Genomic DNA, 15,004 nt, shown 5'->3' on the forward strand with positions numbered 1-15,004 from the left:
ACGCCGTCGTTATCTTGAGGTCTAGACCTAGTCCGGTGTAGGGACTGACCCACCGTCAGTCGACCTCCGGAAGGAACGCCAGAGGCCCGGAGCCTAACGGCTCCGGGCCTCTGCCTGCACTGCGATCCCGACGGGACTTGAACCCGCGACCTCCACCTTGACAGGGTGGCGAGCTAACCAACTGCTCCACGGGACCAGAGATTTCTGATCCGTTCGTCTGCTCTCGCTCGCGAACAAGACAGATCGTACTGCATGGCGGGGCCCCAGGTCGAACCGGCCGCGGCGGGCCCGGTCCGGAGCCTCCGGACCGGGCCCGCCGGTCACAGCGTCGCCGCCGCGGCGTCCATCGCCTTGAGGATGCGCTTCTCCGAGACCGGCGCCGGCGTACCCAGCCCCTGGGCGAAGAAGCTCACCCGCAGCTCCTCGATCATCCACCGGATCGCCCGGACCTCCGGCGAGGGCCGCCGGCCGGCCGGCACCCGGGCCAGCAGCTCCCCGTACGCCTGCTGGACGGCCTGCACTTTCAGCAGGTTCTGGGCGTCCCGCTGCGGGTGGTCCGGCAGGGCCTCCAGACGGCGGTCCACCGCCAGCAGATAGCGCTTCAGGTCCGGCAGCCGCTGCCAGCCGGTCTCGGTGACGAACCCCGGGTACACCAGCGAGGCCAGGTGCAGCCGGATGTCGTTCACCGCGTTCAGCAGCACCGGGCTGGAGACGGCCTTCAGCCGGGTCGACGCCCGGTGGAAGGCGATCAGCGCGGTCGCCGTCTTCAGCGTGGTGTCCGCAGACAGGTCGTACAGGTCCGTCCGGACCTTGTCGAACAGTGCGGTGAACGCCGCCTCGTCCCAGGCCGGGCCGCCGTTCAGCTCCATCAGCCGGTCGACCGACGCCCCCACCACGTCCTCGAACAGCGCCGGGATCGACCCGTGCGGGTTGTACGACAGGGCGAGCTTCGCCTGGTTGCCGAGCCGGCCCTGGATCGACTTCGCCGGGGAGTTCGCCCGGAGCATCAGCAGCCGGCGGGTGCCCTCCCACATCGCCTGCTCCTGGGCCTCCGGGGTGTCGAACAGCCGGATCGCCACCGTGTCGCCCTCGTCGACCAGCGCCGGGTGGGCCCGCAGCGAGTGGCCGCGGGAGCGCTGCTCGAAGGTCCGCTGCAGCACCGGCAGGCCGGCCGGCCAGGCGGTCAGCCCGGACTGCTCGATGCCCCGGCCCGAGGCCGCACTGGACAGCGTCGCCGACAGCTTCGGCTGCAGCATCCGGCGCAGCTCCTCCAGGTCCTTGGACTCGGCGAGCTTCTTCCGGCCGTCGACCACCCGGAAGGTGACCTTCAGGTGGTCCGGCACCCGCTCGTCGTCCCAGGCCTCCGGCGGGACCACCACACCGCCCATCCGGTGCAGGATCCGCTCCAGCGTCGGCAGCAGCGGCTCCTGGCGGTCCTTCACCTGCCGCAGTGCGGCCGCCGCGAAGTCCGGCGCCGGCACGAAGTTGCGCCGGATCGCCTTCGGCAGCGAACGGATCCAGGCGGTGACCAGCTCCGCCCGCAGGCCCGGGATCTGCCAGTCGAAGCCCTCGTCGGTGACCTGGTTGAGCACCGGCAGCGGGATGTGCACGGTGACGCCGTCCGCGTCGCTGCCCGGCTCGAACTGGTAGGTCAGCGTGAAGCGCAGCTTGCCCTGGTGCCAGTGGTCCGGGTAGTCGGCCTCGGTGACGCCGTCCGCGGACTCGTTGATGAGCATCGACTTCTCGAAGTTCAGCAGGTCCGGCTGCTCGTGCCGGGCCTTCTTCCACCAGGAGTCGAAGTGCCGGGTGGAGACGATCTGCTCCGGCAGCCGCGCCTCGTAGAAGTCGAACAGGGTCTGGTCGTCCACCAGGATGTCCCGGCGGCGGGCCCGGTTCTCCAGCTCCTCGACCTCGCCGAGCAGCTTCCGGTTCTCCGCGAAGAAGCGGTGGTGGGTCTCCCAGTCGCCCTCGACCAGCGCGTTGCGGATGAACAGCTCCCGGCACAGCTCCGGGTCGATCCGGCCGTAGTTCACCTTGCGCTGGGCGACGACCGGCATCCCGTACAGGGTCACCTTCTCGTACGCCAGCACCGCGCCGGCCTTCTTCTCCCAGTGCGGCTCGCTGTACGACCGCTTGATCAGGTGGCCCGCCAGCGGCTCCACCCACTCGGGCTCGATCTTCGCGTTGATCCGCGCCCACAGCCGCGAGGTCTCCACCAGCTCGGCGGACATCACCCAGCGCGGCGGCTTCTTGAACAGCCCCGACCCCGGGAAGATCGCGAACCGGGCACCCCGGGCGCCGCCGTACTCGCGCTTCTCCACGTCGAACAGGCCGAGGTGCGACAGCAGGCCGGACAGCAGCGCCTGGTGGATCCGGTCGGCATCCGGCTCGGCATCGTGATCGGGCTCGTCGATCGTCACACCGAGCTGCTTGGCCACCGTCCGCAGCTGGACGTAGACGTCCTGCCACTCGCGTATCCGCAGGTAGTTCAGGAACTCCGTCTTGCACATCCGGCGGAAGGCCGAGGAGGACAGCTCCTTCTGCTGCTCCCTGACGTAGCGCCACATCTCGAGGTAGGAGAGGAAGTCCGAGGTCTCCGAGGTGAACCGGCGGTGCCGGTCGTCGGCGGCCTGGCGCTTCTCGGCCGGGCGCTCCCGCGGGTCCTGGATGGACAGCGCGGCGGCGATCACCATGACGTCCCGGACGCAGCCGAGCCGGTCCGCCTCCAGCACCATCCGGGCCATCCGCGGGTCCACCGGCAGCTGGGCGAGCTTGCGGCCCAGCGGGGTGAGCCGCTTGCGGTGGTCCTTCTCCGCCGGGTCGAGCGCGCCCAGCTCGTGCAGCAGGTTGACGCCGTCCTTGATGTTCCGGGAGTCCGGCGGGTCCAGGAACGGGAAGGCCGCGATGTCGCCCAGGCCCGCCGCGGTCATCTGCAGGATGACCGAGGCCAGGTTGGTGCGCAGGATCTCCGCGTCGGTGAACTCCGGCCGGGAGAGGAAGTCCTCCTCCGAGTACAGCCGGATGCAGATGCCGTCCGAGGTGCGGCCGCAGCGGCCCTTGCGCTGGTTGGCGCTGGCCTGGCTGACCGCCTCGATCGGCAGCCGCTGCACCTTGGTGCGGTGGCTGTAGCGGGAGATCCGGGCGGTGCCCGGGTCGACCACGTACTTGATGCCCGGCACGGTCAGCGAGGTCTCGGCCACGTTGGTGGCGAGCACCACCCGGCGGCTGTTCGACCGCTGGAAGACCCGGTGCTGCTCCGCCGAGGAGAGCCGGGCGTACAGCGGCAGCACCTCGGTGAACTTCAGTTTCATCCGGTTCAGTGCGTCCGCGGTGTCGCGGATCTCACGCTCGCCGGAGAGGAAGACCAGGATGTCGCCCGGGCCCTCCGCCTGGAGCTCCTCCACCGCGTCGCAGATCGCCTGCACCTGGTCGCGGTCCCGGTCGATCTCCTCGTCCTCGGCGCCGTCCTCGACGATCGGGCGGTAGCGCACCTCCACCGGGTACGTCCGGCCGGAGACCTCGACGATCGGGGCGTCGCCGAAGTGCGCGGCGAACCGCTCCGGGTCGATCGTCGCCGAGGTGATCACGACCTTGAGGTCGGGACGGCGCGGCAGCAGCTGCTTGAGGTAGCCGAGCAGGAAGTCGATGTTGAGGCTGCGCTCGTGCGCCTCGTCGATGATCAGCGTGTCGTACTGGCGCAGCTCGCGGTCGGTCTGGATCTCCGCGAGCAGGATGCCGTCCGTCATCAGCTTGACCAGGGTGTCCTGGCCGACCTGGTCGGTGAAGCGGACCTTCCAGCCGACCGCCTCGCCGAGCGGCGTCGCCAGCTCCTCGGCCACCCGCTCGGCGACCGTGCGGGCCGCGATCCGGCGCGGCTGGGTGTGGCCGACCAGGCCCTTCACCCCGCGGCCCAGCTCCAGGCAGATCTTCGGGATCTGGGTGGTCTTCCCGGAGCCCGTCTCACCTGCGACGATCACCACCTGGTGGTCCCGGATCGCCGCCAGGATCTCGTCCTTCTTCTGGCTGACCGGCAGCTCCTGGGGGTACCGGATCTCCGGCACCGCCGCGCGGCGCTGTTCGACCCGGAGCTCGGCCTTGGCGACATCCGCGGCCAACTCCTCGGCGATCTTCTGCCGGGCCTCGGGGCTGCGCACCCGCCGGGTGCCGTCCAGCCGCCGGCCGATCCGCTGCTGGTCGCGGAGCATCAGCTCGGGCAGCCGAGCGGCCAGCTCCGCGATGGCGGGTGCGTCGGCGGACCGGGCTACGGGAGAACTCACTGCGGGCATCCCTCTAGATTCGCAAGGAGGCGCGGGGCGGCGCACCTCGGTTTTCGAGCCTCTCCAGTGTCACAGCCCCGGACCGCGATCTGCGAACGGCCCGGCGGACGGGCCCGGCCGTCCTCACTCCGGCGGCCCGGCGATCCCCCGGGGATCCTCGGCGGGCTCCTCGGGAGGGCTCGTCGGGCGGGTGCCCGGGACGGGGGAGGTCGAGCGGGTCCTTTCCGTGGGCATTCCCGGCCGGGACGGGGGGTCTGCCCGCTCCGTTGCGGGTCGGCTAGCCTTTTGACCGACTATCAGCCTGTAGTGCAAGAGAAGCATGGGGGAACGGCTGTGGGACTGTGGGACGACGTCAAGGACCTCGGAAGTGCGGCGGTCCACGTCGCCGAGGACGTGTTCTGGGCTCCGACCAAGATCGCCAAGTGGGTGCTCGGCGAGATGTTCGGCGACCCTGATGCCGAACTGGAGAAGTACGCCGCCGAGCTGCAGCAGATGAGCAAGGACGTGGAGGCCTTCGGCAAGGAGATCAGCACCGCGCTGAGCCACCTCACCTGGCACGGCCCGGCCTCCGACGCCTTCGTCGCGCACGCGCAGTGCCGCGTGAAGGAGCTCAACACCGTGGCCGACGAGCTCGACGACCTCGGCAAGGCGATCAAGGGTCTCGCCGACGCCTTCTGACCGGCCGTCGCACCATCCACTGTCCCAGGCACGTATCAGCAGGCACGAGGAGACACCGCGCCATGGCCGATCAGTTCGGCGTCCAGCTGCAGGAGCTGGCCAAGATCCAGAGCGACTTCCAGAAGATCAACTCCAAGATGACGGAGATGAGCCAGCGGGTCGGGGCCATCAAGAACGCCGTCGCCAAGGCCGCCGCGACCGACGTGACCGCCGGCGGACTGCTCGGCGTCGCCAACTTCTTCGCCGTCGCCGCCCAGGTGGCTTCCAAGGTCAAGGACATATCCGACCGGGCCGATGCCCTGGAGAAGACCAAGAAGCAGCTCACCGAGGAGCTCGGCCAGGACGCCCAGAAGATCAAGCAGGTCCTGACCGAGTACAAGGAGATCGAGCGCAAGATCGAGGAAGCGCTCAAGAAGCCCCACCAGGGCCAGGAGCAGCCCAAGGGCCCGCACACCGGCATCGACGGCACCGGCGGCGGCAAGGGTGGCGGCAACCACGGGGGCGGCGGCCACACCGGCGGCGGTGACGGCGGCGGGCACACCGGAGGCGGCGGCCACACCGGGGGCGGCGGGAACCACGGCGGCAGCGACGACTCGGGCAGCGACGGCAGCGGCATCAGCACCCGCCCCGGCGGCCGCCACGACGGTCCGAAGATCAAGGACCGCAGCCGCGGCGACTGGCAGACCCACATCATCAACGGCTCCGGCTGGGACTCCTGGAGCGACCACTGGCACCGCCACAACGGCCAGGGCGTCGGCCCGAAGGACCAGCCGATCCTCGACGGCGCCTCCGACGAGCGGAAGGCCATGGTCGACCGCGCGATGGAGCGGGTGAACCGCAAGCTCGGCTACAGCCAGGGCGCCGAGACCAACGGCTACCGCGTCGACTGCTCCGGCTTCGTCTCCGCCGCCTGGGGCCTGCCCGGCCCCGGCACCACCACCGGCCCGCTGATCAGCGAGAGCGGCGGCATCGCCCACCACATCTCCAAGAGCTCGATGCTGCCGGGCGACGCCATGGTCGTCCACCAGGCCCACGGCGAGCAGCACGTCGTCCTGTTCGGCGGCTGGGCCGACAAGGCGCACACCCGGATGGTCATCCTGGAGGACAACGGCAGCCTCGGCTGCGTCTCCCGGGAGGTGCCGCTCTCCAAGTACTCGGAGTACACCGCCGTCCGCAAGAACGGCATGTAAGCAGCGGCGGCGCGCGGCCCCCGGCGGTTCGTCCACCGGGGGCCGCGGCGTCGGCTCAGGAGCTCCAGGTCTCCTTCAGCGAGGTGATCGAACCCTTCGCGTCCACGGTGACCTCGTACAGGTCCTGGTAGCAGAAGAAGCCCTTCGGCAGGCTGTCCGGGTCGGCGGCGTGGTTGCTCTCCGCACAGGTCTTCACGTGCGCCAGGCCGTCGCCGGCGGTGCCGGACCGCACCGCGACCGTCTTCGTCTTCAGGCTCTCGTCGGTGTAGACGGTGACCTTCGCGTCGGGCGAGACGGTGTACGGCTTGGGCTTCTCGTCCGGGTTGAAGAAGAGCCCGTTGGGGCTGCAGTTCGCCCCGACGGAGTCCGCCGTCAGCCGGCCGAGGCCCTTGTCGACCGTTCGGACCCGGATCACCTTGTGGGTCTTGAAGTACTCCTTGCAGTTCGGGCCGCGGCCGCCGTTGTCGGCGTCCTGGGCGCCGCCGGCCTGGTTCTGGTCGCCGGACGACCCGGTGCCCGTTCCGGTGGCCCCGTCGGTCGGGTCCGCCGCCGCAGTGCCGGTGGCGGCGGTGGACGGCGCGGCGGCCGCGCTGCTCGGCGTCCGGAGTGCGCCGTCGCCTCCCGACGAGTCCGGGCCGCAGGCGGCCGCGCCGAACGAGGCCGCGAGCAGCAGCGCGGCCAGGGCCGCAGGACGGTTGCGCATGACGAATTCCCCCTCGATGACAGTCGTACGGCCCGCCCGCGGCGGACCGCCCCCTCGACGGCGGCGCGAGCTGCGCGACTGGCTCGAATCGGCAGTGCACGCCGGGCCGCGACGGCGGCGTGGAGCCTACTAGGTGGCACCGACCCGCCCTCCGGCCCGTCCGGGCGGGGTGGTTGGCGGACCGTCGGATGACGCCGGATCAGGCCCGGGCTGCCACATCGAGCCAGTTCCGAAGCTCGCGCAGCCGGTCGGCGGGGGCGCCGAGGCCGTTGATCCGCTGCCGGGCGTCCTCGCTGCGGGGCCGGTGGTGGCCCGCGAACGCCAGGTTCGCCGACTGGTGCAGCATCCACTGGTGGTACGCCACCAGCCGGATCGCCAGGTCGCGGATCCCGGCCAGATCGCCGTCCGCCGGCAGTGCCCGCAGCCAGCCCGTCAGCCGCCCGTACCGGACCGCCTGCCGGGACAGCAGCTCCGCCAGCCCCGGCGGCACCGTACCCGGCTCGCCGCACGCCGCCAGGGAACGGTCCGCTGCGGCCTGCTCCGCCACCGCCGCGTCGACCACCGCCAGCAGGGCGGCGGCCTGCGCCGCCCGCCCCAGCGGGCGGTCGGCGGGATCGGGCAGCGGACGGGAACGGCTCCGACCCAGCCCGCCCGTCAGCCGGCGCAGCACGGCCGAGGGGCCGCGCCGAGGGGCTGCCTGGGCTGAGGACACGGACACCTCCGGGCCGGGGCGCACGGCCGGCCGCCGGCCACGGATCTCGGCCGACCGGTCCCGCCGCGCCGGAACGCCCGGCGTGTACCTCCAGTGTGCGCCCGTGCCGCGGCGCGGGCGCTGTGCCGTGACTGCTGTGCTGTGACCGCCGTGCCTCGTGGTGCGTGCGGCCCGGCGCAGTGCTGCGGCTGCCGCCGTCGGACAGCGGGCCCGCGCGGTCAGGCGGTGCGGCGGCGGGCGGTGCGGGCCCGGAGCCGCAGGGCGGCGGTGACCGCGGCGCGGACGGCGGCGGGCGGGCGGCGTACGCCGAGGGCGCGGCGCAGCGGCTCGTCCAGCAGGGCGGCGGCCAGCACGGGGGTCAGCGGGGCCAGCGGGCCGGGGAGGCGGGAGGCGAGCAGGCCCCGGGCCGAGGCCCACAGCGCGCTGGCCTGCGGGGTGGGGGCGAAGCGGTCGCGCTCGACCTCGCGCATCCACGCCTCGGTGCCCGCGAGGTCGCCGCCCGGCGGTTCGGGCAGGCCGAGTGCCGTGGCGAGCTCCCGGTGGAAGGTGTACGCGGCGTCGCGTTCCGGGGGAGTGGGCCGCCGCCCGCCGTGCTCGTCCATGAACCGCAGCGGGCAGATCGTGAAGCAGGCCAGCACGTAGTGCATCAGCTCCGGCGTGATGCCCGGCCGGTCGTGGACCCGGCGCAGCCCGGCCACCACCTCCCGGCCCTCGGGGCTGTCCGGGCCGCACCCGATCAGGGTGAACATCGCCGTGCCGGTGGCCTTGGCCCGGGCCTTCGGCTGCGCGGTGACCTGCCCGGTGCCGTGCAGCACGGCGGCGATCTCCGGGACGGCGAAGGTCCGGACGAAGCCCAGGGTCAGCCCGACCCGGGACTCCTCCGGCATCACCGCCAGCACCAGGCGCGCGTACGGGTCCCGGGCGCCGCCGGGCAGGTCCGGCCCGCTCACGGCGCCCCGGCGGCGACGAGCGCCTCGGCGGTCAGCGGGCCGTCCAGACCCCGGGCGACCCGGACGAGGTGCGCGCGCTCCTCCGCGGGGGCGGCGTCGATGCCGGGCAGTACGGCCTGCTCCTCGCGGGGCCGCGGCGGCCGTCCGGCGTCCAGGGCGGCGACGGCGGAACGCAGCGCGGCCGCCACCACCAGGGCGGCCCGCTCGGAGGCGTCCAGGCCGGCCCGCTCCGCGATCCTGGTGCCGCGGGCGACGACCGCCGGATCCACCCAGGGGCGCAGGGTGAGCTGGCCGTCCCGGATCTCCAGGCCGCGCCGGGTGGTCCGCCACTCCAGGTCCCGCAGGGCCAGGCGCTCCCTCCAACGGGCGGGCGGCGCCTCCAGGGCGAGCCGGCGGTCGGCCCGGTAGACGAGGTCCCAGAGCGGCCGCAGTGCCCGGTAGTCGCGCCGCCGCCGGGCCCAGGCGGCGCCGGCCGGACCGGCGAACCCCGCGGTGATCAGCAGGGCGCCCGCGGCGGCGAAGGCCGGCCCGGCGGAGGTGCTCAGCCACTCCGCCCCGCCGACCCCGGCCCCGGCCGCCGCGATCGCGACGATCTTGCAGAGCACGTAGCCGCAGGCGATGACCGCGCCGTACGCGATCAACCGGATGCCGCGGCGCAGCCAGCCGGCCGGCAGCCGGGCGGCGTGGCCCAGGCAGACCCGGGCGATGTCGACCAGCGCGAAGGCGAACGCGCCCTGGTAGAGCGCCAGGAAGCAGGCGATCGCGGGCACCGCCGCGAAGGTGGTGTCGAAGGTCAGCGGGGTCTCGGGGCTGCCCGCCCGGCCCGCCGCGAACAGCACCGCCATCAGCGCGGCCAGCACCGCGAACAGCGTCAACCGCGCCCGGATCCGCCGCCGGGTGCCGGCCGAGGAGACGTCCCAGATCCGGTCGCCGTCCCGCTCGCCGGGCGGGGTCCAGATCAGGGCCAGCACCACGGTCGCCGCGGAGAAGCCCGTGATGCCCAGGTAGACCAGCAGGGTCGCCAGATTGCCGGTGTGCGCGACCCGGTCGATCGACCGGTAGAGCACGGGCGAGGCCATCAGGAAGGAACTCGCCGGCGAGGCGATCGCCAGCGCCACCACCAGCAGGCCGGGCGAGGGATCGCGCCGCCAGGCCCGCAGCTTCAGAGCGGCGACCACCCAGGCCGCCGCGCCGATCGCCAGGTAGACGGCGTTGAACGGTGCCTCGGCCACGGCCGGGGCGGCGTACGGCTCAGACATGCTGGCCCTTGCGGTGCTCCAGGGCGGGCGCGAGCTGAGAGGTCGTGCCGGCGCCCGGGGCGAGCACCAGGATGCGCAGCAGTTCGGCGCCCAGCACCTCGGCCTCCTCCTCCGCCGCGTCGTCGTAGTGCGAGCGGCCGAGGACCAGCCGCAGGATCGCCGGGTCGATGGTCGGCAGCTCCACCGCGGCGGTCTCCGCGTCCGGCGGCGCCGCCTCCGGCAGGTGCCCGCACAGCAGGTGGGCGAGCTCGTGGCAGACGATGTGGGCCTGGTGCAGGCCCGAGGTCTCCTGCTCGAAGTGGACGACGTCCGCCTCGGGCAGCCGCTCGACGAACCCGGACGGCTCCCCCACCCGCATCCGGCGCGGCTCCAGGCGGACCGGCCGACCGGTCCGCTCCGCGACCGCGGCGCACAGCTCCTCCACCGTGCTCAGCGGTGGCAGCCCCAACTGTCTGGCCACGGCCCGCATCCGGCGGCGGGTACGCCCCACACCTCGCACGTGCTCCCCTTCGGGAAGCCGCCAGTGGCCCAGCGGCGTCTCCTGATACCCGGTCACGCCGGTCACGTCACCGGGTCACCGTCGTCGGGCAGTCCGACCGCCCTGCGCAACTGTTCCACGACCGTGAGGGCGGCGTCCTGCATCTCCGGCGGAAGGCCGGCCGCCCGCATCGCGATCCGCTCCACCCGGGCGTCCCGCAGCGCCTCGATCCGCTGCAGGTCGCGCTCCACCGCCTGCGCCGTCGCGGAGTCGCTGAAGTAGTCCAGCGGGACGCCGAAGAACTTGGCGATCTTCACCGCGTTCTCCAGGCTCGGCTTCTGGGTGCCCTTGCGCAGGTTCCCGATGTACGTCCCGCTCAGCCCGGTGCCGAGGGCGATCTCGGTGTCCCGCCAGGGACGGCCCAGGTCCTTCGGGTAGATCACCTTGATCAGGCGCCGGAAGCGGGCCGCGAAGTCGGGGGAGCCCGGCGGCTCCGCACCCTCCCCGGCCGGCCCGTCGGAGCCCTCCGGTCGCGCAGATTCGGTGGACATGCGCGGATCATAGAACGATCTGACGCCTCGCCAGAATCCCCCATGCGTACTGACTTGCACGATCGTTGAGGAAGAAGTGCCCTTCCGGTGCGCGAGGGGTGCCGGAATCCGGGAGTCCCGTCTTGGTCGATCCACGATAGTTGACAGGTAGTCACGCATTGAGCAGGATCGACCACACATCGGCCTGCCGTCGCACGGCCGTCGGCCGCACTCCCCGGCCCCACACGCTCCGGCGCGCCGCTGCCCCACGGGGGTGGGCAACGGCGCCCGGTCCTGCCCCGGAGGCCCGCACCCGGTGGTCGCGGAACACCGCAACGGCTTTGCCGCGCCGGGCCTTCCTCCGCCTCGGACGCGTCCCGGAGATCGTCCCCGACCTTTCCCGTCCGTGTACTACTGTGCGTCGGACGCCCGCGTGGTGTGCGGGGTGGCCGGAACGGAGAAGGTGCGTGCGATGACCCTGCTGTCCCCTCCCGGACCCCTGGTGGCGGCCGACTGGCTGGCGGAGCGCCTGGGGCAGCCCGGGCTGGTGGTGCTCGACGCGAGTGTGGGCGTGTACCGCGGGATCCGTCGGCCGATCCCCGGGGCGCGGACATTCGACATCGACGGGGCGCTCTCCGACCAGGCCGATCCGCTGCCGCACACCATGCCCGGCCCGGAGCAGTTCGAACGCGAGCTGCGGGCCCTCGGGGTGGACGACGACAGCGTGGTCGTGGCGTACGACAACGCGGGCATCTACTCCAGCGCCCGCGCCTGGTGGATGCTGCGGGCCATGGGCTTCGACCGGGTGGCCGTGCTCGACGGCGGGCTGCCGGTCTGGGAGGCCGCCGGGCTGCCGCTGGCCGAGGCCGGCGCCGAGGAGGCGCCCGCGTCAACCGGGACGTTCACGGCGCGCCCCCGCGCGGGGCTCCTGGTCGACCGCGGCGCGGTGGACGCCGCGCTCGCGAACCCGGCCACCGCGGTCCTCGACGCCCGCAGCCGGGAGCGCTACACCGGTCGGGTCGAGGAGCCCCGCCCGGGGCTGCGCCGCGGCCACATCCCCGGCGCGGCGAACCTGCCCTACCTCGACCTCCAGGTGGACGGCCGGATGCGGCCCGTCGACGAGCTGAAGGACCGGTTCGCGGCCGTGGCCGGCGACCGCGAGCGCCTGGTGGTCAGCTGCGGCTCCGGGGTGACCGCCTGCGTCCTGGCCCTCGGCGCCGAACTGGCCGGCTACCGCGACCTCGCCGTCTACGACGGCTCCTGGAGCGAGTGGGGCCGCCCCTCCGACCTACCCGTCGAACAGGGCCCCGGCCCGGAGTAACCGCCGCCACGGTGCCGTGAGGCCCGTGGGGCTTACCGGTTGGCACACCGGACACGAAAAATCCCCTGTAGCGATCTTCGCTACAGGGGATGTGTCGGTGGCCAGGGCCGGGGTCGAACCGGCGACCTTCCGCTTGTCAGGCTGTGCGGTTGACGCTCCTCGTGCCCGGCTGAAGGCGCTTCCGGTCCCAGGGGGGTGCTCGGTTGGGTGCCGATGTGCGCCGCTGTTGGCATACGCGTTGGCTACACATCGGCCATGGCAGGAAGACATGTCGAGAGTGGGAGACCGCGGCCGGACCGCATCTGACAGCGTCGTGGTCCCCATCTCTGCTCACAGTGAGGACCGAATGCCGCGCCCCAGTCGCCATGGTGATGGTGGCGGCCTAGCGTGGAGGAGCCCAGGTCGCTCCCAGCCGATGGCTGGCCTGCTGTCCGGCCCCGGATGACGTGTCGGCGACAGGGCTCCGTGGAAACAGCCGCGTACCCAAACATCACCGGTTCTCGCGCCTGCTGGTGCGACGGAGGCCAGAATGTCGCAGTCATCCTGGGGTGAGTACAGGCCGGGCCAGAGGTTCCCCGGGGTCATCGGGCGGACCACTGATGAGTCGATCCCGGCGTGGCCGCAGCCGGTGCGAGCGGTGCCGGGCGCGCCGAACGTGCTGATGATCGTGTTGGACGACACCGGGTTCGGGCAGTTCGGCTGCTACGGGAGCCCGATCGAGACGCCGAATCTGGACGCGCTGGCGGCGGGTGGGCTGCTGTACAACAACATGCACACGACCGCGCTGTGTTCGCCGTCGCGTTCGTGCATTGTGACGGGCCGCAACCACCATGCCAACGGGATGGCGGCGATCACGGAGCTCGCCACCGGCTACCCGGGCTACAACGGGCAGATCCCGTTCGAGAACGGGTTCCTCTCCGAGATGTTGCTGCAGCACGGCTACAACACGTACATGGTCGGCAAGTGGCACCTGATGCCCTCGGAGCAGGAGTCGGCCGCGGGCCCGTACGACCGGTGGCCGCTGGGGCGGGGCTTCGAGCGGTTCTACGGGTTCCTGGGCGGGGATTCCAGCCAGTGGTACCCGGACCTGGTCTACGACAACCACCAGGTCGAGCCGCCGGCCACCCCGGAGGAGGGCTACCACCTGACCGCGGATCTGGTCGAGCGGGCGGTGTCGTTCATCGCCGACGCCAAGCAGGTCGCCCCGGACAAGCCGTTCTACCTGCACTTCTGCCCCGGTGCGACGCACGCCCCGCACCATGTGCCCAAGGAGTGGGCAGACCGCTACCGGGGGCGGTTCGACGCAGGCTGGGAGGCCTACCGCGAGCGGACCTTCGCCCGGCAGAAGGAGCTCGGCGTCGTACCGGCGGACGCGGAGCTGTCGCCGCACGATCCGGACGTGCCCACGTGGGAGTCGCTCACGCCCGAAGCGCGGCGCCTGGCCGCGCGGATGATGGAGGTCTACGCCGGGTTCCTCTCCCACACCGACCACCACATGGGGCGGCTGCTGGACTTCCTGAAGGAGACCGGCGAGTTCGACAACACGCTGATCATGGTGGTCTCCGACAACGGGGCGAGCGCCGAGGGCGGGGTGACCGGAACCACCAACGAGTTGCAGTTCTTCAACAACGCGCCCGAGACGTTGGAGGAGAGCCTGGCGCGGATCGAGGAGATCGGCGGCCCGGCCACGTTCAACCACTACCCATGGGGCTGGACCTGGGCGGGCAACACACCGTTCAGGCGGTGGAAGCGGGAGACCTACCGTGGCGGCGTCAGCGACCCGTTCCTCGTCCACTGGCCCGCCGGCATCCAGGCCCGCGGCGAGGTCCGCGGCCAGTTCGCGCACATCATCGACATGGTCCCCACCGTCCTGGACGTGCTCGGCATTGAGCCGCCCGCCACCATCCGGGGCGTCACCCAGTCGCCCCTGCACGGGGTCAGCTTCGCCCACACCTTCGACGATGCCACCGCGGCGAGCCTGCACCGCACCCAGTACTACGAGATGCTCGGGCACCGGGCGATCGACCACGACGGGTGGCGGGCGGTCTGCCCCTGGCCCGGGCCCTCCTTCGAGGAGGCCGAGCGGCCGTTCGGCACTCCGATCACGATGGCGGACCTCGACGACCTCGACGCTCACCACTGGGAGCTCTACCACGTCGACGAGGACATCGCCGAGACCAGGAACCTCGCCCAGGAACACCGCAGCAAACTGATCGAGATGATCGCCCTGTGGTACGTGGAGGCGGGCAGGTACAACGTGATGCCGATCGACGGCAGCGTCCTGCAGCGCATCATGACCGAGCGCCCGCAGATCACCGAGGCCCGCACCAGCTACACCTTCCGTCCCGGCACACAGGTCCTGCCGGCCGCGGTCGCGCCCCGGGTCCTCAACCGCCCTCACAGCGTCACTGCCGATGTCGAGATCCCGCCCGGCGGCGCACAGGGCGTCCTGCTCTGCCAGGGCACCAACGCCGGCGGCTGGTCCCTCTACCTCAAGGACGGCCACCTCCACTACGCCCACAACTACGTCCAACGGACCCTGCACCACGTGGTCTCCAGCGAGAGCGTGCCCGAGGGGCGGCACACCCTGCGCTTCGAGTTCGAGCCCACCGGCGCCCCGGACATCGCCCACGGCAAGGGCGCATCCGGCCGGGCCCAGCTGTACATCGACGGGCGCCTCGTCGGCGAGACCGATATGCCGGTCACCACCCCGATCGCGTTCAACCCCGGTGGCATGGCCTGCGGAGCCAACCCGGGATCGGCCGTCACCCCCGACTACCAGGCACCGTTCCGCTTCACCGGCACCCTTCACAGCGTCACCGTCGACCTGTCCGGCGACCTCATCGTCGACGCCCCCAGCGAGATGCGCATGCACATGGCCCGCCAGTAGGGCCTCCGCTCACCCG

At 72.3% G+C, this 15,004-nt stretch carries 11 protein-coding genes and 1 tRNA gene; 4 read left to right on the top strand and 8 right to left on the bottom strand.

The features are described 5' to 3' along the window. Positions 1–122: 122 nt before the first annotated feature. Positions 123–196: transfer RNA gene (locus tag AB0P35_RS12125), tRNA-Asp, on the bottom strand. 124 nt (positions 197–320) lie between these two features. After that, positions 321–4,277 (bottom strand): ATP-dependent RNA helicase HrpA, encoded by a 3,957-nt coding sequence (gene hrpA / locus AB0P35_RS12130; protein ID WP_363509704.1) that lies wholly within the window; start codon positions 4,275–4,277, stop codon positions 321–323. A 333-nt stretch (positions 4,278–4,610) separates the two neighbouring features. Between hrpA and AB0P35_RS12135 the strand changes: the two genes are divergently transcribed. Then, the gene (locus AB0P35_RS12135; protein ID WP_095873711.1) at positions 4,611–4,955 is read left to right on the top strand and encodes a WXG100 family type VII secretion target; all 345 of its coding nucleotides are present in this window, start codon (positions 4,611–4,613) and stop codon (positions 4,953–4,955) included. 62 nt (positions 4,956–5,017) lie between these two features. Continuing rightward, positions 5,018–6,145 carry a hypothetical protein gene (locus AB0P35_RS12140; protein WP_363509706.1) on the top strand — a complete coding sequence of 376 codons (1,128 nt, stop codon included), beginning with the start codon at positions 5,018–5,020 and terminating at the stop codon, positions 6,143–6,145. A 55-nt stretch (positions 6,146–6,200) separates the two neighbouring features. Here AB0P35_RS12140 and AB0P35_RS12145 read toward each other — a convergent pair whose 3' ends face one another. The 6 genes from AB0P35_RS12145 to AB0P35_RS12170 all read right to left on the bottom strand — a co-directional run bounded on the left by AB0P35_RS12145 (position 6,201) and on the right by AB0P35_RS12170 (position 10,798). Next, positions 6,201–6,848, bottom strand: a complete 648-nt coding sequence (locus AB0P35_RS12145) for a hypothetical protein (protein ID WP_363509708.1) — start codon at positions 6,846–6,848, stop codon at positions 6,201–6,203. 199 nt (positions 6,849–7,047) lie between these two features. After that, the gene (locus AB0P35_RS12150) at positions 7,048–7,560 is read right to left on the bottom strand and encodes a hypothetical protein (RefSeq protein ID WP_363509710.1); all 513 of its coding nucleotides are present in this window, start codon (positions 7,558–7,560) and stop codon (positions 7,048–7,050) included. Between the two features lie 218 nt (positions 7,561–7,778). Further along, positions 7,779–8,510 carry an oxygenase MpaB family protein gene (locus tag AB0P35_RS12155; protein WP_363509712.1) on the bottom strand — a complete coding sequence of 244 codons (732 nt, stop codon included), beginning with the start codon at positions 8,508–8,510 and terminating at the stop codon, positions 7,779–7,781. Further along, complete coding sequence (locus AB0P35_RS12160) at positions 8,507–9,769, bottom strand: MAB_1171c family putative transporter (protein WP_363509714.1); 1,263 nt, start codon at positions 9,767–9,769, stop codon at positions 8,507–8,509. Before AB0P35_RS12160 ends, AB0P35_RS12155 begins: the two co-directional genes overlap by 4 nt. Next, on the bottom strand, positions 9,762–10,229 hold the full coding sequence (locus AB0P35_RS12165) for a hypothetical protein (RefSeq protein WP_144298640.1): 468 nt from the start codon (positions 10,227–10,229) through the stop codon (positions 9,762–9,764). The genes AB0P35_RS12160 and AB0P35_RS12165 overlap by 8 nt, the downstream gene beginning before the upstream one ends. Before the next feature lie 101 nt (positions 10,230–10,330). Then, positions 10,331–10,798 (bottom strand): helix-turn-helix transcriptional regulator, encoded by a 468-nt coding sequence (locus tag AB0P35_RS12170; protein WP_095873706.1) that lies wholly within the window; start codon positions 10,796–10,798, stop codon positions 10,331–10,333. Between the two features lie 451 nt (positions 10,799–11,249). Between AB0P35_RS12170 and AB0P35_RS12175 the strand changes: the two genes are divergently transcribed. Together AB0P35_RS12175 and AB0P35_RS12180 are read left to right on the top strand one after the other, a co-directional pair. Next, complete coding sequence (locus AB0P35_RS12175; RefSeq protein ID WP_363509717.1) at positions 11,250–12,098, top strand: sulfurtransferase; 849 nt, start codon at positions 11,250–11,252, stop codon at positions 12,096–12,098. 661 nt (positions 12,099–12,759) lie between these two features. Further along, complete coding sequence (locus AB0P35_RS12180; protein ID WP_363509719.1) at positions 12,760–14,988, top strand: arylsulfatase; 2,229 nt, start codon at positions 12,760–12,762, stop codon at positions 14,986–14,988. Positions 14,989–15,004 lie beyond the last annotated feature (16 nt).

The sequence above is a fragment of the Kitasatospora sp. NPDC085879 genome (genome assembly GCF_040686255.1).
Classification (GTDB): domain Bacteria; phylum Actinomycetota; class Actinomycetes; order Streptomycetales; family Streptomycetaceae; genus Kitasatospora.